The sequence below is a fragment of the Janthinobacterium aestuarii genome, from assembly GCF_046113285.1.
Classification (GTDB): domain Bacteria; phylum Pseudomonadota; class Gammaproteobacteria; order Burkholderiales; family Burkholderiaceae_D; genus Janthinobacterium.
This window is the reverse complement of sequence record NZ_CP142524.1, coordinates 1444531-1464524: the sequence shown is the minus strand read 5'-3', so window position 1 is coordinate 1464524 and position 19994 is coordinate 1444531. Positions and strand designations below refer to the sequence as shown.

19 protein-coding genes are annotated in these 19994 nt (G+C 62.2%); 16 read left to right on the top strand and 3 right to left on the bottom strand.

Annotation, left to right across the window (positions count from 1 at the left end; all coding sequences use genetic code 11):
* Positions 1 to 56: 56 nt before the first annotated feature.
* Positions 57 to 701, bottom strand: a complete 645-nt coding sequence (locus OX462_RS06590; RefSeq protein WP_409028038.1) for a transposase — start codon at positions 699 to 701, stop codon at positions 57 to 59.
* Positions 702 to 772: 71 nt separating this feature from the next.
* On the bottom strand, positions 773 to 1339 hold the full coding sequence (gene greB / locus OX462_RS06585; RefSeq protein ID WP_070222382.1) for a transcription elongation factor GreB: 567 nt from the start codon (positions 1337 to 1339) through the stop codon (positions 773 to 775).
* A gap of 115 nt (positions 1340 to 1454) precedes the next feature.
* On the opposite strand from greB, the gene OX462_RS06580 reads away from it, so the two are divergent.
* The 12 genes from OX462_RS06580 to OX462_RS06525 all read left to right on the top strand — a co-directional run bounded on the left by OX462_RS06580 (position 1455) and on the right by OX462_RS06525 (position 14331).
* Entirely contained in the window at positions 1455 to 2042 is a 588-nt protein-coding gene (locus OX462_RS06580) for a hypothetical protein (protein WP_070222380.1), read from the top strand.
* 17 nt (positions 2043 to 2059) lie between these two features.
* A complete protein-coding gene (locus OX462_RS06575) occupies positions 2060 to 3562 on the top strand; it encodes a sensor histidine kinase (protein ID WP_240453430.1) in 1503 nt (500 codons plus the stop codon).
* 30 nt (positions 3563 to 3592) lie between these two features.
* On the top strand, positions 3593 to 4240 hold the full coding sequence (locus OX462_RS06570; protein ID WP_034753998.1) for a response regulator: 648 nt from the start codon (positions 3593 to 3595) through the stop codon (positions 4238 to 4240).
* Positions 4241 to 4441: 201 nt separating this feature from the next.
* Positions 4442 to 6013 (top strand): diguanylate cyclase, encoded by a 1572-nt coding sequence (locus OX462_RS06565; protein WP_070222378.1) that lies wholly within the window; start codon positions 4442 to 4444, stop codon positions 6011 to 6013.
* A 342-nt stretch (positions 6014 to 6355) separates the two neighbouring features.
* Positions 6356 to 7867, top strand: coding sequence for a flagellin N-terminal helical domain-containing protein (locus tag OX462_RS06560; protein ID WP_070312021.1), 1512 nt, complete (start codon positions 6356 to 6358; stop codon positions 7865 to 7867).
* Positions 7868 to 7951: 84 nt separating this feature from the next.
* On the top strand, positions 7952 to 8323 hold the full coding sequence (locus OX462_RS06555) for a flagellar protein FlaG (protein WP_121670246.1): 372 nt from the start codon (positions 7952 to 7954) through the stop codon (positions 8321 to 8323).
* A gap of 231 nt (positions 8324 to 8554) precedes the next feature.
* Positions 8555 to 11236, top strand: a complete 2682-nt coding sequence (gene fliD, locus OX462_RS06550; protein ID WP_409028037.1) for a flagellar filament capping protein FliD — start codon at positions 8555 to 8557, stop codon at positions 11234 to 11236.
* 22 nt (positions 11237 to 11258) lie between these two features.
* Entirely contained in the window at positions 11259 to 11705 is a 447-nt protein-coding gene (gene fliS, locus OX462_RS06545) for a flagellar export chaperone FliS (RefSeq protein ID WP_070222372.1), read from the top strand.
* A gap of 3 nt (positions 11706 to 11708) precedes the next feature.
* Complete coding sequence (locus OX462_RS06540; RefSeq protein WP_070222370.1) at positions 11709 to 12035, top strand: flagellar protein FliT; 327 nt, start codon at positions 11709 to 11711, stop codon at positions 12033 to 12035.
* Between the two features lie 26 nt (positions 12036 to 12061).
* Positions 12062 to 13240, top strand: a complete 1179-nt coding sequence (locus OX462_RS06535) for a flagellar hook-length control protein FliK (RefSeq protein WP_409028036.1) — start codon at positions 12062 to 12064, stop codon at positions 13238 to 13240.
* The gene (locus tag OX462_RS06530) at positions 13233 to 13559 is read left to right on the top strand and encodes an EscU/YscU/HrcU family type III secretion system export apparatus switch protein (protein ID WP_035821344.1); all 327 of its coding nucleotides are present in this window, start codon (positions 13233 to 13235) and stop codon (positions 13557 to 13559) included. The genes OX462_RS06535 and OX462_RS06530 overlap by 8 nt, the downstream gene beginning before the upstream one ends.
* 25 nt (positions 13560 to 13584) lie before the next feature.
* Positions 13585 to 14331 carry a flagellar brake protein gene (locus OX462_RS06525; RefSeq protein WP_409028035.1) on the top strand — a complete coding sequence of 249 codons (747 nt, stop codon included), beginning with the start codon at positions 13585 to 13587 and terminating at the stop codon, positions 14329 to 14331.
* 143 nt (positions 14332 to 14474) lie between these two features.
* Here OX462_RS06525 and fliE read toward each other — a convergent pair whose 3' ends face one another.
* Positions 14475 to 14777, bottom strand: a complete 303-nt coding sequence (gene fliE / locus OX462_RS06520) for a flagellar hook-basal body complex protein FliE (protein WP_230502628.1) — start codon at positions 14775 to 14777, stop codon at positions 14475 to 14477.
* Between the two features lie 328 nt (positions 14778 to 15105).
* Here fliE and fliF point away from each other — a divergent pair, with 328 nt between their 5' ends.
* From fliF to fliI, 4 genes are all read left to right on the top strand, one after another.
* Positions 15106 to 16821: a flagellar basal-body MS-ring/collar protein FliF gene (gene fliF, locus OX462_RS06515; protein WP_070289137.1), complete on the top strand. Its 1716-nt coding sequence runs from the start codon at positions 15106 to 15108 to the stop codon at positions 16819 to 16821.
* A complete protein-coding gene (gene fliG, locus OX462_RS06510) occupies positions 16814 to 17812 on the top strand; it encodes a flagellar motor switch protein FliG (RefSeq protein ID WP_034754023.1) in 999 nt (332 codons plus the stop codon). The genes fliF and fliG overlap by 8 nt, the downstream gene beginning before the upstream one ends.
* 43 nt (positions 17813 to 17855) lie before the next feature.
* On the top strand, positions 17856 to 18557 hold the full coding sequence (locus tag OX462_RS06505) for a flagellar assembly protein FliH (RefSeq protein ID WP_070222451.1): 702 nt from the start codon (positions 17856 to 17858) through the stop codon (positions 18555 to 18557).
* Positions 18558 to 18646: 89 nt separating this feature from the next.
* A complete protein-coding gene (fliI, locus tag OX462_RS06500; protein WP_227742184.1) occupies positions 18647 to 19963 on the top strand; it encodes a flagellar protein export ATPase FliI in 1317 nt (438 codons plus the stop codon).
* Positions 19964 to 19994: the final 31 nt, after the last annotated feature.

Here is a 19994-nt window from a genome sequence, read left to right as displayed (position 1 = left end):
TCCCAATGGGACGTATTCCGATCGCGAAGCGACTGACCCCGGATCTCCGCTGCGGGCTACCGGTTCAGTTCCGCAACGCGTCGTAAAAACGCCTGATCCCCCACCGCAAATTCAGCATTGACTGCTTCTCGCAGTTGTCCGATGCAGCGATCGCCTAATTCATCCTGAAATAACGATTGGTATGTCTTTTGCCGCTCAAGCACATCACATCCAAGTTGCATATATAAAGAATGCGGAGACAGCAGATCATCATGCACGCCCAGCGCATTGCTTCGATAACTGGACCAGCAATATTGACCAGGCAATGCCACGATACCGGCCCTGACAGGGTTAAGTTCGATATAGCGCTGGCAAATCAATAAATAACGCTCGCCCTGTACCAGGCAAGATTTGTAGCGGCCCTCCCACAAACTGCCGGTGCGGCCATAACGCCAGTTGAAATACTGCACATAACGCTGGTTCAGCATTTTCATCAGCAACGACAGGGACGTTGTGCTTTGCGTGGAAAGCAATAGATGCACATGATTATTCATCAGCACATACGCATGCAGATGGCATGGTGCAAGCGCCAAACAACTGTGCAGATAATCCAGATAACGCTGCTTGTCTTGCCCATCAAGAAAGCAGGCTTGGCGATTCACGCCACGTTGCACCACATGTAAGGGAACGCCGGGCAAGACGAGCCGAAGGCGACGGGGCATGGCAACTCCTGATACCAACTGAATGGTCAGTGTGCCAGCGCGCGCCTCTGGCGTCCTGCGTCACCGCAAGCTTACCCCTCCCCCGGCGCCGGATACGTCACTTCCAGCAACTCCAGTTCCTGCTCGCCCAGCGGCGTGTTGAGGGTGATCACATCGCCTTCGCGCGCCTTGGTAATGGTGCGGGCCATGGGCGAGACCCAGCTGATCTTGCCGTTCAGGGGGTCGAATTCGTCGATGCCGACGATGGTGATGGTGTGCGTTTCGCCGTCGCTGGTGCGGTAGGTTACCGTGGCGCCGAAAAACACCTGGTCGTTGCCATGGTGCACGCTGGGATCGACGATGGCGGCCAGGTCCATGCGTTTGGTGAGGAAGCGGATGCGGCGGTCGATTTCGCGCAGCCGGCGCTTGCCATAGATATAGTCGCCATTTTCCGAACGGTCGCCATTCGACGCCGCCCAATGGACGATGCGTACCACTTCCGGACGGTCGACGTCGATCAGCTGCAGCAGCTCTTCCTTGATGCGCTGGTAGCCGGCCGGCGTGATGTAGTTCTTGGCGCCGGCGGGAATGGCCAGCGCCAGCGCGACCGCTTCTTCATCGTCGTCGTTGTCCGATTCTTTTACAAAGGCTTTATTCATCCGCCTATTGTAGCCCCGCCAGGAAGCCATGGGCACACCGGATGCGGGCGCAGGCGGGCTTTTTTGACGTATCATCGTGGCAATCGCGGCAAACGTGGGCCGCACACGGAGACGGATGAAAAAAATCTACAGAGTCAGGCGCTGGCTGTTCGCGCCGCTGGTCTACCTGGCCGCCATCTGCCTGCTGATCGAGGAATGGCTATGGGCGACGGGCGCGCGCATCATGCAGGTGGTGTCGCAATTTCCGCCCCTGCATGCGCTCGAAGCGTGGATCAAGCGCCTGCCCCCGTACTGGGCGCTGGCCATCTTCGTGCTGCCGGCCGTGCTGCTGTTTCCCGTCAAGCTGCTGGCCCTGCTGGCGATCGCGCGCGGCCATGCGTTTTCCGGCATCGGCGTGATCGTCATCGCCAAGCTGGGCGGCGCGGCCGCCGTCGCGCGCCTGTATTCGCTGACGCGCCCTACCCTGCTCAGTTTGCCGTGGTTTGCGCGCTGGCATGGCCTCTTCATGGAAACCAAGGACCGCTGGATCGCCCGGCTGCGCGCCACGCGCCCGTGGCGCCGTGTCAGCCGCCTGTCGGCCGCCCTGGGCCGCGCCCGCCGCGCCTGGTGGCAGCGCTTGCGCAAGGGCACGCCAGGGCGTCATAATTCCCGCCCAGCCAGGGTGCTGCGCCGCTTTGCCGCCTTCTGGCGCGCCCGCCGCTGATGAAGAAAGGCAACTCCATGCACGACACTCCCCGGCTGGCCCCCGCCCTGCGCGCGGCGGCGCCGGAAATCTACCTGTACGACGCGGCCAGCTTGCAATTGCTGGACGCCAACGATGCCGCCTGCGACAACTTGCAGTATGCGCGCAAGGAATTGCTGGCGATGACGCCCTTCACGCTGGCGCCGCAGCTCGACGCGCAGCAACTGGCCGCCGTGCTGGCCACTCTGGACGACAGCATCGGCGCGCAAGCCCGGCTGCACGTGCAGCAGCGGCGCCGCGATGGCAGCCTGTATTCGCTCAGCCTGCACCTGTCGCGCGCCCAGCGCCAGGGGCGCCCCCTGTTGCTGGCCGAGGGCGAAGACTTGCGCACGCCGCAGGCGACGGCCGCCGCCCTGGCGCAGGTGCAGTCGCGCTTCAACGCCATCGTCTCGAATACGCCGGGCCTCGTGTACCAGTTCTGCCTGCATGCGGATGGACGGGCGTCCTTTGCCTACCTGAGCGAAGGCTGCCAGGCCCTTCTGGGCCTGAGCCCGGCGCTGCTGCACGCGCGCCCGGAACTGTTTTACCAGTTGATCCTGGCCGACGACCGGGCCTCGTATCTGGAATCGATGCAAGCCTCGAAAAGCGCCTTGTGGAGCTGGAACTGGGAAGGCCGGATCTGGATCGATGCCTGGAAGGACGTCAAATGGATCAACCTGCGCTCGACGCCGCGCGCGCTGGCCGACGGCACGGTGCAGTGGGAAGGCATCATGACGAATATCACGGAAAGCCGGCTGGAACAGATCGAAGTGCGCCAGTCGCGCGCGCGCCTGGCCGAGCTGACGGCGCATATCGACAAGGTCAAGGAACACGAACGCACGCGCCTGGCGCGCGAATTGCACGATGACCTGGGCGGCAACCTGACGGCGATCAAGATGGCGCTGGCCATGCTGGCGCGCCGCCTGCCGCCGGACGACCCGCTGCTGCAGGAAAAGGCCGACTATGTCGATGCCCTGGTCGACCGCAGCATCGACGCCGTGCACCGCATTTCGCTGGACTTGCGCCCCTCCATGCTGGACCTGGGCCTGGTCGCCGCGCTGGACTGGCAGGTCAAGGAATTCGCGCGCCAGGCCGGCATCGAGTGCCAGTTCATTTCCAACCGCCAGCACATCGAACTGGAGCTGGATCAGGCGACCAGCCTGTTCCGCATCGCCCAGGAGGCGCTGACGAATATCGCCAAGCATGCGCAGGCGAGCAAGGTCAGCGTGCGCCTGGCCCGGCAGCGCCAGCATATCAGCCTGACCATCGCCGACAATGGCGTCGGCATGCGCCTGTCCGACCGCGCCAAGCCGCAGTCGTTCGGCATCCGCGGCATGGCCGAACGGGCCAGCGCGCTGGGCGGCAGCCTGAGCCTGATGGATGGGCCGGACGGCGGCACCATCCTGAGCATAAAAATCCGTCTGACCACCCCGCGAGAGGCGATAATAGCGGCTGCAGCCAGTGCGCCCGCGCACAGCGGGCCGCCGCCAGACGCGGCCTAGTGGGTGAATTAGATAGGAAACAATGCAGTCATGAAAGAAAAAGCCACCATCCGGGTATTCATCGCCGACGATCACGCGATCGTGCGCGAAGGCTTGAAGCAAATCCTCGCCGACACGAAGGACATCATCGTAGCTGGCGAAGCCGAAAATGGCCACGACGCCATCAAACTGTTCCGCGGCTCGAAATGCCAGGTGTTGTTGCTTGACATCTCCCTGCCCGACCGCAGCGGCATCGAGGTACTCAAGCAGATCAAGAAGGAAAAGCCGGAACTGGCCGTGCTGATGCTGTCCATGCACCGCGAAGACCAGTACGCCATCCGTTCGCTCAAGGCGGGCGCGGCTGGCTACCTGACGAAACAGAGCGCGCCGCGCGAGCTGGTCACGGCCATCCGGCAAGTGGCGCAAGGGTTGAAATACATCAGCGCCTCGCTGGCGCAGGAACTGGCCAACACGGTGGGCGAAGACCACGAAACGGCCTTGCACGACACCTTGTCGGACCGCGAGTACCAGACCCTGGTCATGATTGCCTCGGGCAAGGCGGTGGGCGCCATCGCCGAAGAGCTCAAATTGTCCGTGAAAACCGTCAGCGAATACCGCGCCCGCTTGCTGGTCAAGATGAAGCTCAAGAACAGCGCGGAACTGACGCATTACGCCATCCGCAACCAGCTGGTGGATTGACGGCAAAGCGGCATGCCCGCTGGCATCGGGCGAATTGACAGGACTTCTCCTTGCTTCTCGCACAATAAGTTCTTTGCCAACTCGCATATCATGAGGATAATGAGAAATATCTAAAAAGGCTGTGCCTACATGTCCAGTAAATTGCCATCCTCACCAGCAGGCGCTCCCGCTGGCGCCACGAATACCGCCGCCGCTGCGGCGATGAACCCGGCCGATATCGCCCGCGAAGCGTTTCGCCGCCTGGCCACGCGCCGCATCGCCCCCACGCCGAGCGCCTACCGCGATATCTACAATGAAATCGCGGGCATCAGCGAAGCGGCCGAGACGCCGGCTACGCCGGGAGCCGTGCTGGCCGCCAGCGCCCCCACGGAGAGCGGTGCGGAAAACGTCCTGACGCAATTCGCCGCCAAGATGAGCGAATCGGCGGGCGAACTGGGCGACTTTGGCAAGCGTTTCCAGCGCGCCCTGAAAGCGCGCGACTGGGATGGCTATGCACGTACCCTGGCGCAACTGGCCGAGAAACAGGTCAAGAAAAGCGGCGGCATCGAATTGCCGCCCCTGCCGGACGGCGAACAGACGCGCACCCTGCGTGAATTGCTCAGCCGCACCCTGGGCTTTGCCGTCGCCACCTTGCTGACGGGCACGCCCGCGCTGGTGGAAGAGGCAGAGTCCCTGGGCGCGGCGATCAAGCTGGCCCACACGGAAGAAGCGCTGAACGAAGCGGCCCTGCGCCTGAAACAGCTGTGCTATCAGATCGAACTGAAAAGCGGCGACACGGCCGAGCAGCAGGAACTGTTGCTGCGCCTGTTCAAGCTGCTGCTGGACAACGTCAGCCAGTTGCTCGACGACGACAGCTGGCTGCGCGGCCAGGTCGACGCCGTGCAAAACCTGATCGCCGGTCCGCTCGACCAGCGCGCGCTGGAAGACGCCACGCGCAGCCTGAAGGAAGTCATCTACAAGCAAAGCCAGCTCAAGCACAGCCTGTCCGACGTCAAGCTGACGGTCAAGAACATGATGATGACCTTCATTGACCGCCTGGGGCAAGTGGCGGCCAGCACGGGCGACTTCCACGAAAAGATCGGCGGCTATTCGGAAAAGATCAGCCAGGCGGAAAATATCAGCGAGTTGAACAGCGTTCTCGACGAAGTCTTGCGCGAAACGCGCATGGTGCAGAACGAGGCCTTGCGCGCGCGCGACAAGATGGTGCTGGCGCGCCAGGAAGTGCAGGATGCGGAACAGCGCATCCACACGCTGGAAGCGAAGCTCCAGCATATGAGCGAACTGGTGCGGGAAGACCAGCTGACGGGCAGCCTGAACCGTCGCGGCCTGGACGATGTGTTCGAACGCGAGACGGCCCGCTCGGACCGCCGCGGCACGCCGCTGTGCATCGCCATGCTGGACCTGGACGACTTCAAGCGCCTGAACGACACCTATGGCCACCTGGCCGGCGACGCCGCCCTGAAACATCTGGTGAAAATCGTCAAGGAAACCCTGCGCTCGATGGACGTCATCGCCCGCTTCGGCGGCGAGGAATTCCTCATCCTGCTGCCGGAAACCACGGTCGAAGCGGCCTCATCGACGATGACGCGGCTGCAACGCGAACTGACCCGGCATTTCTTCCTGCACGACAACGAAAAAGTCTTGATCACCTTTTCCGCCGGCGTGGCCCTGCGCCTGCCCAACGAAGACCAGGCCGAACTCGTCAAACGCGCCGACCGCGCCATGTACCAGGCCAAGCAGACGGGCAAGAATCGGGTGGTGGTGGCGGATTGACGCCCGCCCGCTTCGCCACATGCCGTCCCGCCACTCGGCCGGACGGCATTTTTCATGGCACAAACAACAACACCCCTCACCCCCTGCAGCATGCCGCCAGCGTCCGCGCGATATGAAAATAAAACTATTTTTACCCTCAAGTTTTCTCAAACGCCGTCGTTTAGCGCGCGGCCAGCAGCAAACTGAAGGGCTAAAAATTAAAATTTAAAGCACTTTCCGCTATAAATTTTCCCGCAGAGCAACCGTTACCCTAAACAACAGCGGCTTGATTGTCCCGGAACAGCGGGGCAGGCCAAAGTGAACGGCACTTAGCACAATGTAGTATCTGTTTGGAGAATTAACATGGCTGCAGTAATTAATACCAACATTGCCTCCCTGAACTCACAGCGCAACCTGTCGACGTCGCAATCGGCCTTGACCACCTCGCTGCAACGTCTGTCTTCCGGTATGCGCATCAACAGCGCTAAGGATGACGCTGCTGGTCTGGCGATTTCCGACCGCATGACGTCGCAAATCCGCGGCATGACGCAGGCAACCCGCAATGCAAACGACGGCGTCTCGCTGGCTCAAACGGCCGAGGGTGCACTGTCGAGCTCGGGCGACATCCTGCAACGTATCCGCGAACTGGCAGTTCAATCGTCGAACGCCACCAACTCGTCGAGCGACCGTCAGGCTCTGCAAACCGAGGTTGGTCAACTGGGTTCGGAATTGAACCGCATCGCTCAAACCACTTCGTTCAACGGCCAGGCGCTGCTGGACGGCACCATGGGCACGGCCAACTTCCAGGTCGGCGCGGACGCGAATCAGCTGATTTCGGCCAGCGGCGCAAACTTCCTGACCAATACCTACGGCAACAACCGTATTGAGAATGATGCTGTTGCAGTCAAAGCAACGTCAACCAACGTTGCCGATGCAAAAGCCATCACCATCAACGGCAAGCTCGGTTCCGCCACCTACACTACGGCTACCGCTGCCGTAGGTCCTCCAGCTGTCCTGTCGGACACGGCTAAATCGATCGCTGCTGGCATCAACCAGAAAACCAGCGCTACCGGTGTCACCGCTACGGCAAAAACGGAAACCAACCTGGCCCTGGCCGCCGAATCGTACTCGTTCCAGATCGCATCGGACAACGATCCAGCCCAGACTCCTGTCACCGTGTCCTTCGCAGTGGGCGGCAGCGCAAGCAGCGCCACCGACTTCGCAGCAGGCATCAACGCCATCAATGCCCAATCGGCAAAGACCGGCGTGACGGCTCAGTACGACACGAAAAACGGCGGTATTAAGCTGAGCAATGCCAATGGCGCTGACATCAAGCTCACCAACGGCGCTACTGCGAACACCAAGTTCGATGTCGCAAGCTACAAGCTCGACGGCACCAAGACCACAGCGGTCGATAACAAAGGCGCTGCAGGTGTCGCTGTTGCAAACGGCACCGTGACGTTCGACTCGGACAGCAGCTTCTCCGTCACCGATGCCGGTTCCGGTCTGGGTCTTGGTGCGACTGGTGCAGGCGCCGGCAACCAAGGTTCGTCACTGAAGTCCGTCGCGTCGATCGACATCACGACGTTCGATGGCGCTCAGCTGGCCTTGAAAATCGCCGATGCAGCCTTGTCGACGGTCAATGGCCAACGTGCTCAGTACGGTGCATTGCAATCGCGCTTCGCTTCGGCGATCTCGAACCTGCAATCGACCACGGAAAACCTGTCGGCATCGCGCAGCCGCATCGTCGATACGGACTTTGCGTCGGAAACGGCCAACATGACCCGCGGCCAGATCCTGCAACAAGCTGGTACGGCCATGCTGGCGCAAGCGAACTCGCTGCCAAACGGCGTCCTGAGTCTGCTGCGCGGCTAATCTCCGATTAGCCAGGCAACAGCGTAGGACTCTGATTCCCCTGCCGGATTTTTTCGGCAGGGGAATTTTCACTAGGAGAGCACCATGACTATCGATACGATAGCGGCCGCCTCCGCGGCCAGGATAGACAAGAGTTACACCGCGACGGATACGTCGGCGGCGCGCCCGGCAACGCCACGCACGACGACGGAAAACGACGCAGCTGCACCACAACAAGTCAGCAAAGAACCCAGCCGCGAGCAGTTGAACAAGGCGGTATCGGAGCTGAACCAGTCATCGCAAATAAAAACGCAAGGCATTGAATTTTCCATCGACGAGGACAGCCAACGCACAGTGGTCAAGGTCATCGACCAGGAAACCAAAGAAGTGCTGCGCCAGATTCCCACCCGGGAAGCGCTGGAGCTGGCCAAGACGTTCGATTCGGCCAAGGGTTCCCTGATTAGCCAAAGCGCATAAGATGATGGCATTGTCCACGGAAGCGCAGCATCGTGGCAGCACGCATCAGCAGTTTACCGGGGCCAGGTAGCCTGACTACCGGGCCTCGTATTTTATTGCAAATACAGCAATATTCCCTTTTTTCCTCCCGCCTTTTTGTTTCGCCTGAAAACAGCGCGGTAATTCCCCCTCTCAAGTCCTGATTGATTCTGCCGATAACAGCTTATATTAGCGTTTTCCTAGGAGCATTCCGTGGCCATCACCCCTACAATTTCATCCGTTGGCATCGCCGCCGGCGCCAGCGGCCTGGACGTGAACGCCATCATCGACAAGCTGATGGCGGCCGAAGCCGTGCCACTGAATACCTTTGACAAGAAAACAGCGTCCTACCAGGCCAAGCTCAGCGCGCTGGGAACGCTCAGCGGTTCCGTCAGCAGTTTTCAGAGTTCGCTGTCGGCACTGACCAACTCGAATAACTTCCGCGCCGTCAGCGCCACGCCATCGGACCCGCTGGTGTTGTCGGCCAGCGCTGGCGCCAAGGCAGTGGCCGGCAGCTACAACATTAATGTTTCCCAGCTGGCCCAGGCGCAGACACTGACGTCCGGCGGCATGGCCAGCAAACTGTCGACCATCGGCAGCGGCGCCAAGACCACGGTGTCCTTCCAGCTTGGCGCACTCGCCGGCGGCACATTTGGTGTAACAGGCACGGCACTGGGCGGCAGCACCCTGCTCACGGGCGTCAGCAACGGCTCGCTGATTATCAATGGCACGGCCATCCCGACCGATGCCAGCACCAAGAGCGCGCGTGCGCTGGCCGACGCCATCAACGCCAAGAGCAGCACCACAGGCGTGACGGCCACTGCCCAGCCGACGGCCAGCAGCGCCAGCATGTTCACCGGTTTCGGCAACATTGCCACCGGCGCGGATGGCACGTATTCACTGTCGGTTGGCGGCATCGAGATCGTTACGCAAGGCAACGGCGTTGCCGCAGGCAGCGGCATCACGGCCGCCTCGCTCGATACGACACTGGCGGGCCCGAATCCCGTCTCAAACGCGCTGGCCGCCGCGAATATCACCGTCACAGGCACGGCAGCCGGCGGCAATCTGCAATTTACGCGCGCCGATGGTTCCAATATCAATATCGAGGAAGTGGTCACGGGCAGCACCATGGGCGGCATCGGCCATGCCTCCAATGCCGCCAACAACGGTTCGAACGTGACGATTGCCAGTTCGATCACCCTGGCTTCGGGCAATGCCAGTCCCATCACCATCGCCGGCAGCAATCCAGCGGCAGCCGGACTGACGGCAGGTTCGGGCGGCGCCTATATGAATACGGGCTTCACGCAGGATGGCACGCAAGCCACTGGTTCGGTGGTGATCGACTCCACCAACAACACCTTGCAGGGCATACGCGACGCCATCAACAACGCCAGTCTTGGCGTGACCGCCAGCATCGTTTCCGATGGCAGCGACAAGCCGTATCACCTGGTGCTCAGCTCGACAAAGACGGGCGCCAATTCAGCCATGAAGATCACACTCAGCGGCAGTGATGGCCAGCCCGCCGACAGCGCCTTGAGCGGTTTGCTGGCCTACGATGTGGCTGGCGCACAAAACTTGAAACAGAACAGCGCGGCCCAGAACACCATGTTCAGCGTCAACGGCATCGCCATCACCAGCAGTTCGAACAGCGTCGATACGGCGATCGAAGGCGTCACCTTGGGCATTACCAAAATAGGCACGTCCAGCCTGTCGGTGGCCAAAGATACAACAACGGTCAAAACCAGCATCACCGCCTTCGTCAAGGCCTACAACGATCTGAACACCGCGATCGGCAAAATGACGGCGTATAACCCCGATACCAAGACCGGCGGGGTTCTGCTCGGCGACTCCACCGTGCAATCGATCCAGACCCAGTTGCGTCGGCAGCTGGGCGTGCCGATTACAGGCCTGGGCAGCAGCATGAACACCTTGAGCCAGGTGGGTATCTCCTTTCAGAAGGATGGCAACCTGACTCTGGATACAAGCAAACTCGACAAGGCGATCAGCGCGAACTTCAGCGACATCGCCGGTCTGTTCTCGGCCATCGGCAAGGCCAGCGACAGCAACGTCGCGTTTACCAGCTCGACCGCGGCCACCAAGCCCGGGACCTATGACCTGACCATCACCACGATGGCCAGCCAGGGTTCGCTCACATCGGATGCTGCCATACCGGCCAGCACCACGATTGCCAGCGATACCACCTGGAATGTCACCGTGAACGATACGGAACCCTCGGCCGCGAAGAACACGGCCAAGGTGACGATACCGGCTGGCACTTATACCCCCACGCAACTGGCATCACTGGTGCAGTCATCAATCAACGGCATCAAAGCTTTCTCGGACAATGGCACCACGGTTTCCGCCGCGATCGATGGCACCGGCAAACTGGTCCTTTCCTCAAGTCGCTATGGTTCCGTCTCCAACCTCGCCGTGAGCAGCGACACCGGGACTGGCATTGGAACCCTGTTTGGCGCAGCCAAACCCGTCAAAGGCAGCGACGTGGCCGGTACGCTGGGCGGGCAACCGGTCGTCGGCTCGGGCCAGACCCTGACGGGCGCCCCGGGCTCGCCAGCCGAAGGCTTGAAAATTGAAGTCACCGGAGGCGTCATCGGCTCGCGCGGCACGGTCAGCTTTTCGCAAGGGTATGCCTACCAATTGAACAACCTGGCGACTTCCTTCCTGGGCACGGATGGCATGATCACCGGACGCACGAACGGCATCAATGAAACCCTGAAGTCAGTGGCGGCGCAGCGCGACAAATTCAGCGCAAAATTGACCGAAATCGAAGCACGCTACCGCGCCCAATACACGCGCCTCGACGTTACGCTAAGCAAATTGCAGTCCACGCAAACTTATTTGACCCAGCAGTTGGCTTCCATCGCCGCCAACCGTTAAGCGCTATCATCAGGAGAAATATATGTTTGGAACCCAACAACGCGGCGTCAACGCCTATGCCAAGGTCGGCCTGGAAACGGGCATCGGCTCGGCCTCGCCGCACAAGCTGATCGTCATGCTGTACGACGGCGCCCTGGTGGCCGTGCTCAGCGCGCAGATGCACATGAATTCAGGCAACATCCCGGAAAAGGGCAAATCCATCTCGAAAGCCATCCAGATCATCGACAATGGCTTGCGCGCCAGCCTGGACAAGGAAGTGGGCGGCCAGATCGCCGAAGGCCTCGACGCCCTGTATGAATACATGAGCGCGCGTCTGCTGGCGGCCAACATCCGCAACGATCTTGGCATGCTGGAAGAAGTACAGCGCCTGCTGACCGACCTGCGCGAAACCTGGAACGCCATCGGCGCCACGCCGGCCGCCATTCCCGGCGCCGATTTGAAACGTATGCCCAGCCTTGCGAGCGCCTGATCCATGATGACCCACCAAGAAGTCCTGACCACCTACGAAGCCATGCAGACCCTGACGGGCCGGATGGTGACCGCCGCCACCAACGCCGACTGGGACGAGCTCGAAGCGCTGGAACAGCGCATCAGCGCGCATGTGGCCGCGCTGAAGGCGAATGAAGAAAAAGTCGTGCTGGAAAGCGCCGGCCGCCAGCGCAAAGTCGCCCTGATCAAGCAGATCCTGGAAGACGACCGCAAGATCCGCGACCTGACCATGCCGTGGATGGCGCAATTGTCCAAGCTGATCAACAGCACGGGCACCGAGCGGCGCCTGGCCAACGCCTACGGCGTCTAAACGCCCACGGGGCAAGGCGAGCTATCATGTTGCCGAAGATGGATGCGATCGGCATGACGCCCCTGACCCCGGTCAAGCCCACGCGGGCTGCCGATGCCGTCGCCGACCCGCGCCAGGCCGAGTTCCAGCGCTCGCTGCAGGGACTGATCGGCAAATCCATGCAGGGACAAGTGCTGGCCCGCATGGGCGACGGCAGCTTTCTCGTGCGCGTGGCCGGCACGCCGGCCCGCATGCAGCTGCCCGCCGGCGCCCAGGCGGGCACGGAAATCCCGCTGACCTTGATTGGCATCAATCCCCGCCCCTCTTTTCAAATCGGCAATAACCGCGACCAGCCCGCCAGCGCCCTGCTGACATATGCGGACGCGGAAGCCGAGCCCGAGGCTGCCGACCTGCGCGGCCCCCAGGCCGGCGCCGCCCAGGCCGGCACGCGCGCCAGCAGCACGGCGGCCACCCTGCTCAGCCGTGCACCGCTGACGCCGGCCAATCTGCTGCCCGCCCTGGCCGGCGACACGCCAGCGCCGGAGCTGAGCACGACCGCGCGCGCCATCAGCACAGTGCTCAGCCAGGCGGAAAGCGTGCCCGGCGCGCCCCTGTCCCTGGTCGGCAAGACGCCGCTGATGGCCACGCCAAACGCCGCCCCGGCCCAGGTGGCCCAGAAACTGCAGGATGCCGTCGGCAGCAGCGGCCTGTTCTATGAATCGCATGTGGCCGAATGGGCCGAGGGCAAGCGGCCGCTGGCCTCGCTGTTGCTGGAACCGCAAATGCAGAAGGCGGCACAGGGCGAGACGGCCAGGACGGGCACCGACCTGGCATCGGCGCAACTGATCAATTTGCAGCTGCATACGCACGAACAGGCGCGCGTGCAATGGCAGGGCGAAGCCTGGCCCGGGCAGAAGATGCAATGGGATATCAGCCGCGATGCGCCGGAAGGACAGCAGCACGAGAGCCGTGACGCCGACGAGGAAGCGACGGCCTGGCGCAGCAATGTGCGCTTCCAGTTCCCCCTGCTGGGCGACCTGGCCGCGCACGTGGTGTTGCAGGGCGGCAGCGTGGCCATCCAGCTGCAAGCGGGCAGCGAAGGCAGCGCCGATACCTTGCGCCAGCATGCGGCGCGGCTGGAAGCGTCGCTGGCCGCAGCCGGATGGCCATTGTCATCGTTGACGATCGCCGGCAAGCCGCAGGCGGCTGGAGAAGACGATGCTTGACGACACCAAGCGCAAGGTGCCGCAGACAGCCGTTGCCCTCGCTTACCAGAGCGGCACGCCGGCGCCCAAGGTGGTGGCCAAGGGCAGCGGCCTGATCGCGGACCAGATCATCAGCACGGCGCGCGAACACGGCGTCTTCGTGCATGAGTCGAAGGAATTGGTGGCGCTGCTGATGGATGTCGACCTGGACCGCCAGATTCCGCCCGGCCTGTATCGGGCGATTGCGGAACTGCTGGCCTGGTTATATCATATTGAATCTGCGAATGGCGGGCCGATTCCGCCGCCGCCCGACACCAGCGTCAACCTCACCGATACATAGACAGGCATCAATGCAAGCACATATTATGGATTCCGGCCTCGAAAACTGGCATGATTTTGAAGTGGAATCGCGGCGGGAAATCATTGCCTTGCTGCGCGGCATCAGCGAAAAGAACCAGCTGATCCGCATGCTGATCCACGGTGAGTCCGATGTGTGCGTCACGTCCATCCTGGAAGTCGATGCCGACCACAACACCGTCATCCTCGACCGTTCCGTGAACGCCGACCAGAACCGGCGCATGGTGGCCGCCACCGGCATTTCGTTTGAAACCTCGCTCGACAAGATACGCATCCTGTTTGCCAGCGCCCTGGTGGAAGAGTGCAACCATGGCGGCACGCCCGCCCTGAAAATTGCCATTCCAGAAACATTGATCCGCTTGCAGCGGCGCGAGTATTACCGCATGACGACGCCCGTGAGCAATCCCGTGCGCGTCTCGATTCCCCTGCCGCCCTCGCTGGGCGGCGCCAACACCCTGTTTCCGCTGGCCGACATCAGCTGCGGCGGCATCGCCATCCTCGACAATAAACTGATGCTGGGCGAAACCATCGGCAGGGACTATCCCGGTTGCCGCATCGACCTGCCCGATGTCGGCATCGTCACCGCGACTTTGCAAATTCGCAATTCGCTGGACATGACCCTGCTCAACAACAAGCTGAACCGCCGCCTCGGCTGCCAGTTCGTCGACCTGCCGCGCAGCATGCTGGCGCACGTGCAGCGCTATATCACGCGGCTGGAGCGGGAGCGCAACGCCAGGATGGCGGGGTTAGGTTAACACCTGACAAACCTACTGCGCGTCGCCATTTGCGGCCTGCGATGCTCACTGTACTAGAGTACAGTTCCGCTTCTCGGCCACAACTGGCTTCCGCTCGCTACGGTTTGTAAGGCGTTCGTGACGGACCAATACAGTTGCCTGTATCAAACTTGCATATTCATGATCTCATGATATGCAGCAACTAATTTATTCCTTACCTGCACCGTCGCCTGGAATTCGATGCTCGACTTTTGCATCGATACCATCACGTCCGACAGGCTGACCTTTTCGTCACCCATGGTAAAGCGCTGGCCCAGCGCCGACGAAGCCTGTTGCGCGCCGCTCACGGAGTCCAGTGCGCTTTTGAAGGCATCGGCAAAATTCACCTTCGCCGCCGGCATCTCGGTCTGGATCGCCGGTATTTTCGCCTCCGGCCGCGTGGCCGCCGACTTCAGTTGCGCGATCATCGCCTCGATCCTGCTGCTATCGATACCGCCTGTTTTCACTTCGCCTCCCGATTCTGGTGTGCTTCATAACTGTTCCATGCCTGTTGCACCCAGAGAACAAAACCCTGGCTTGCAAGGCAACGACGGGTACAATAACTTCCGTCACATGTTGCCAGGGTTCCACAATACCAGCGCCAACGCCAGCCGCTCGGCCGAGCAGGCGGCAAAAGCGCCTTCTATTTGGACGATTGAAGCGCGTGACAGTGGCGGATAATTCTGCATATCGCCCCCTCCTCCAGTGGAAGCGGCCCCCACTCACTACCCAACATACGCGCCCCGGAAGGCAATCATGGCTGTAGCCGAAGAAATCGATGTGAACCGCATACCACCGGAACCGGCGCCTGGCCGCTCGCCCGTGGAGTCCGTGCAAGCTTTCGCCAAGACGCCGATGGGCAAGAATTTCCTGCGCGGTCTGGGCGTGGCGGCACTGGTTGCCATCGGCGTGGCCCTGTACATGTGGAACCAGCCGCCCGAGTACAAGGTCCTGTTTTCCAACTACACGGACCGCGACGGCGGCGCCATCACCGCTTCGCTGGACCAGCTGGGCATCAAGCACAAGTTTTCCGAAGGCGGCGGCGCCATTCTCGTGCCGTCCGAGCAAGTCCATGACGCGCGCCTGAAACTGGCCGCGCAAGGCTTGCCGAAGGGCGGCAACGTGGGCTTCGAGCTGATGGAAAACCAGAAGCTCGGTGTCTCGCAATTCCTGGAACAGGTCAATTTCCAGCGCGCGCTCGAAGGCGAACTGGCGAAATCGATCGAATCCGTGTCCGCCGTCGATACGGCGCGTGTCCACCTGGCGCTGCCCAAACCGTCCGTTTTCGTGCGCGAACAGCAAAAACCGACGGCTTCCGTGCTGCTGAACCTGCACCCGGGCCGCGGCCTGGACCAGCTGCAGGTGAGCGCCATCGTGCACCTGGTGGCGTCGAGCGTGCCGGAATTGCTGCCAATCAATGTCACCGTGGTCGACCAGGCCGGCACCCTGCTGTCGAACCAGGAAAAGGACAAGGACCGCGCCAACGGCATCAAGAGCCTTGACCCGAACCAGCTGAAATACGTGCAGCAATTGCAGCAAAGCGTGATCAAGCAGGTCGAATCGATCTTGCTGCCCATCGTCGGCGAAGGCAATGTGCGCGCCGAAGCGACGGCCGATGTCGATTTCTCGCAAAGCGAACAGGCGGCCGAAACTTACAAGCCGAACTCGCCGCCGGAAGCGTCCACCATCCGCAGCCAGCAAACGAGCGAATCGACGGGCGCCGGCAATGCCAACCCGTCCGGCGTGCCGGGCGCGCTGTCGAACCAGCCGCCAGGCGTGGCGACGGCGCCATTGACGGCCGAGGCGCCGGGCGCCCCGGCTGGCGCGCCGACGGCGCCGACACAGAAGGAATCGACGACCAATTATGAAGTCGACAAGACCGTGCGCTACGAGCAGAAATCCATGGGCGGCCTGCGCCGCCTGTCGGTGGCCGTCGTCGTCAACTACCGCCGCAGCTTCGACAAGGATGGCAAGGTCACGGTCAAGCCGATTTCCCCTGCCGAAATGGTCCAGATCAACAATCTGGTCAAGGAAGCGATGGGCTACAACAAGGAGCGCGGCGACAGCTTCAGCGTGGCCAACTCGCCGTTCGACGGCATCGACCGCGCGCCGGAAGGCAAGCTCGAGTGGTGGCGCGACCCGGCCAACTTGCCGCTGGCCAAGGAACTGGCGAAATTCCTCATCACGGCCCTGATCCTGCTGTACATCTTCATCAAGATCGTGCGCCCGATGCTGCGCCCCGTGATGCGCAAGATCGACGATTTCGGCGCTCCGCCGCCCGTCATCGAGCCGGAACTGGCCAAGGAGGGCGAAGAAAACGAAGTCCTGCTCAGCGAAGCGGAGCTGGAAGAACTGGAAGAAGATACGGCGCGCGGTTATCGCGAAAACCTGGCCATGGCCAGAAAACTGGCGCAGGAAGACCCGCGCGTGGTGGCCAACGTAATCAAAGCATGGATAGGCAATAATGACTGAGACAACGGGACTGCAAAAAGCATCGATCCTGATGCTGGCACTGGGCGAGAGCGAAGCGGCCGAGGTCATGAAATTCCTCGGCCCGCGCGAAGTGCTGAAACTGGGCGCCGCCATGGCCACCATGAAGGGCATCGCGCACGAGCAGGTGGTCGAGGTGCTCGGCGACTTCCGCGCGCAGACGGAACTCAATTCCACCGTCGGCCTCGATTCGGACGAATATATCCGGCAAGTGCTGACCAAGGCGCTGGGCGACGACAAGGCGTCCGTGCTGCTGTCGCGCATCCTGGGCGGCAAGGATGCCTCCGGCATCGAATCGCTGAAATGGATGGACTCGCAATCCGTGTCCGAGCTGATCCGCAACGAACACCCGCAGATCATCGCCACCATCCTCGTCCACCTGGAACGCGACCAGGCCTGCGAAATCCTCGGCCACTTCACGGACCGCCTGCGCAACGACGTGGTCTTGCGCATCGCCACCCTGGACGGCGTGCAGCCGGCCGCCTTGCGCGAACTCAACGACGTGCTGACGAAACTGCTGTCGGGTAACGAAAACATCAAGAAATCGTCGCTGGGCGGCGTGCGCGCGGCAGCCGAAATCCTGAACTTCATGAGCGGCGAGCAGGAAGGCTCCGTCATGGACAATATCAAGAACTACGACAACGACATGGCGCAAAAGATCATGGACGAAATGTTCGTGTTCGACAACGTGATCGATATCGACGACCGCGGCATCCAGCTGCTGCTGCGCGAAGTGCAGTCGGAAATGCTGATCATCGCCCTCAAGGGCGCCTCGCAGGAACTGCGCGACAAGATCTTCAAGAACATGTCGCAGCGCGCCGGCGAGATGATGCGCGAAGACCTCGAATCGAAAGGCCCCGTGCGCCTGTCGGAAGTGGAATCGCAGCAGAAACAGATCCTGCAGATCGTGCGCCGCCTGGCGGACGAGGGACAGATTGTCTTAGGCGGAAAAGGCGAGGATTCGTTTGTCTAATTTGATTCCCAAAGAGCAGCAAACCGCGTACCAGCGCTGGGAAATGACCTCGTTTGGCGACGAGCGCCCCAGCGTGGTGGCGGCGCGCAAGCTGCTCGAACCGGATCCCGAACCGGAATTCGATCCTTTTGCCGAGCTGCACGAGGAAGAGCCGGCCCCGCCGCTCGAATACCCGACGCAGGAAGAACTCGACGCCATCCGCGAGGAAGCGCGCGCCACGGCCTTCGAGGAAGGCCGCGCTGCCGGCTATGCGGAAGGCCACGCGGCCGGGCATGCCGACGGCCATGCCGAATCGTATGCACAAGGCAAGGCTGCCTCGGCCGTGGAACTGGCGCACCTGCAAACCATCGCCGTCGACTTCGGCACGGCCGTGCACCAGGCCGACGAACTGATCGCCAACGACGTGATGGAACTGGCCCTGCAGCTGGCCAAGGGCATGCTCAAGACCGCCTTGCCCGTGCGCCCCGAACTGATGCTGCCGATGGTGCGCGAAGCCATCGAATACCTGCCTGTGCTACAACAACCGGCCTTGCTGATGCTCAACCCGGAAGACGCGCAAGTAGTACGCGACGGTATCGGCGATGAACTCGACAAAGGTGGCTGGCGCGTCATCGAAGATCCGTCCGTGGAACGCGGCGGTTGCAAGATCGACACGGCCAGCAATCAGATCGACGCGCAGGCATCCACCCGCTGGCAGCGCCTGACGCATGCGCTGGGCAAAGACCTGGACTGGCTGGCGCCGTGAGCGAGCCCGTCAAAGGCCCCACGGCCCATGCGGCGCGCTGGCGCGCCTACCTGAGCGATTGTTCGGCCGTGGTCGGCTTTGTCGAACCGATGCAAATTTCAGGCCGGGTCACGCGCGTGGCCGGCCTGGTGATGGAAGCCGTGGGCTTGCGCCTGGCCGTCGGCGCCGCCTGTACCGTGCCGCTGCCCAATGGCGGCCGGGTCGAGGCGGAAGTGGTGGGCTTTGAAGGCGACCGCCTGTTTTTGATGCCGCAAAGCGACGTCGAGGGCATCGTGCCCGGCACGCGCGTGTTTTCCGTCGAGCCGGCCATCCCCCGCCCCGGCAGCGTGGCGCACCCGCGCCGCCGCCCCAGCGACCGCGCGCGCCACCTGCCCGTGGGGCCGCAACTGCTGGGCCGCGTGCTCGACGGCGCGGGCCGTCCGCTTGACCAGCTGGGCCCGCTGCACACGACCGACAGCGCCCCCATCAATGTACGCCCCGCCAATCCCCTGGGCCGCGCGCCCATCGTCGATACGCTCGACGTGGGCGTGCGCTCGATCAACGCGATGCTGACCGTGGGCCGCGGCCAGCGCATGGGCCTGTTCGCCGGTTCCGGCGTCGGCAAGAGCGTGCTGCTGGGCATGATGGCCCGCTACACGGAAGCGGACGTGATCGTCGTCGGCCTGATCGGCGAACGGGGCCGCGAAGTAAAGGAATTCATCGAGCAAATCCTCGGCCCCGAAGGCCTGGCCCGTTCCGTCGTCGTGGCCGCGCCGGCCGACACGCCGCCGCTGATGCGCCTGCAAGGGGCCGCATATGCGACGGCGATTGCCGAACATTTCCGCGATCAGGGGCAAAATGTGCTGTTGATCATGGATTCGCTGACCCGCTACGCCATGGCGCAGCGCGAAATCGCCCTGGCCATCGGCGAGCCGCCCGCCACCAAGGGCTATCCGCCATCCGTCTTCGCCAAGCTGCCCGTGCTGGTGGAACGGGCCGGCAATGGCGAGGAAGGCGGCGGCTCGATCACGGCCTTCTACACCGTGCTGACCGAGGGCGACGACCAGCAGGACCCGATCGCCGACTCGGCGCGCGCCATTCTGGACGGGCATATCGTGCTCAACCGCCGCCTGGCCGAAGCGGGCCATTATCCGGCCATCGACATCGAGCAATCGATTTCGCGTGCCGCCCACTCGATCACCACGCACGAGCACCAGCAGCAGGCGCGCAAGCTGAAACAGCTGTATTCGCGCTACGAGCGCAGCCGCGACCTGATCAGCGTGGGCGCCTACAGCGCCGGCACCGACCCCGTGCTGGACCAGGCCATCGCCCTGCATGAAAAGATCGAGGCGTTTTTGCAACAGCAAATCACGGAGCGGGTCAGCATGGATGAGAGCTTGGGGCAACTTACCGCTCTATTCGACTGATTAGGACTTGCATAGCGGGAATATAATCAGC

Excerpts from the sequence above, each read along its gene's own strand:
- OX462_RS06530 (WP_035821344.1), top strand. The coding sequence starts at position 13,233 with ATGCTTGACGACACCAAGCGCAAGGTGCCGCAGACAGCCGTTGCCCTC.
- OX462_RS06525 (WP_409028035.1), top strand. The coding sequence starts at position 13,585 with ATGGATTCCGGCCTCGAAAACTGGCATGATTTTGAAGTGGAATCGCGG.
- OX462_RS06590 (WP_409028038.1), bottom strand. The coding sequence starts at position 701 with ATGCCCCGTCGCCTTCGGCTCGTCTTGCCCGGCGTTCCCTTACATGTG.
- fliF (WP_070289137.1), top strand. The coding sequence starts at position 15,106 with ATGGCTGTAGCCGAAGAAATCGATGTGAACCGCATACCACCGGAACCG.
- fliE (WP_230502628.1), bottom strand. The coding sequence starts at position 14,777 with ATGATCGCGCAACTGAAGTCGGCGGCCACGCGGCCGGAGGCGAAAATA.
- OX462_RS06560 (WP_070312021.1), top strand. The coding sequence starts at position 6,356 with ATGGCTGCAGTAATTAATACCAACATTGCCTCCCTGAACTCACAGCGC.
- OX462_RS06575 (WP_240453430.1), top strand. The coding sequence starts at position 2,060 with ATGCACGACACTCCCCGGCTGGCCCCCGCCCTGCGCGCGGCGGCGCCG.
- OX462_RS06570 (WP_034753998.1), top strand. The coding sequence starts at position 3,593 with ATGAAAGAAAAAGCCACCATCCGGGTATTCATCGCCGACGATCACGCG.
- OX462_RS06565 (WP_070222378.1), top strand. The coding sequence starts at position 4,442 with ATGAACCCGGCCGATATCGCCCGCGAAGCGTTTCGCCGCCTGGCCACG.
- OX462_RS06505 (WP_070222451.1), top strand. The coding sequence starts at position 17,856 with ATGACCTCGTTTGGCGACGAGCGCCCCAGCGTGGTGGCGGCGCGCAAG.
- fliG (WP_034754023.1), top strand. The coding sequence starts at position 16,814 with ATGACTGAGACAACGGGACTGCAAAAAGCATCGATCCTGATGCTGGCA.
- OX462_RS06540 (WP_070222370.1), top strand. The coding sequence starts at position 11,709 with ATGATGACCCACCAAGAAGTCCTGACCACCTACGAAGCCATGCAGACC.
- OX462_RS06535 (WP_409028036.1), top strand. The coding sequence starts at position 12,062 with ATGTTGCCGAAGATGGATGCGATCGGCATGACGCCCCTGACCCCGGTC.
- greB (WP_070222382.1), bottom strand. The coding sequence starts at position 1,339 with ATGAATAAAGCCTTTGTAAAAGAATCGGACAACGACGACGATGAAGAA.
- fliI (WP_227742184.1), top strand. The coding sequence starts at position 18,647 with ATGCAAATTTCAGGCCGGGTCACGCGCGTGGCCGGCCTGGTGATGGAA.
- fliS (WP_070222372.1), top strand. The coding sequence starts at position 11,259 with ATGTTTGGAACCCAACAACGCGGCGTCAACGCCTATGCCAAGGTCGGC.
- OX462_RS06555 (WP_121670246.1), top strand. The coding sequence starts at position 7,952 with ATGACTATCGATACGATAGCGGCCGCCTCCGCGGCCAGGATAGACAAG.
- OX462_RS06580 (WP_070222380.1), top strand. The coding sequence starts at position 1,455 with ATGAAAAAAATCTACAGAGTCAGGCGCTGGCTGTTCGCGCCGCTGGTC.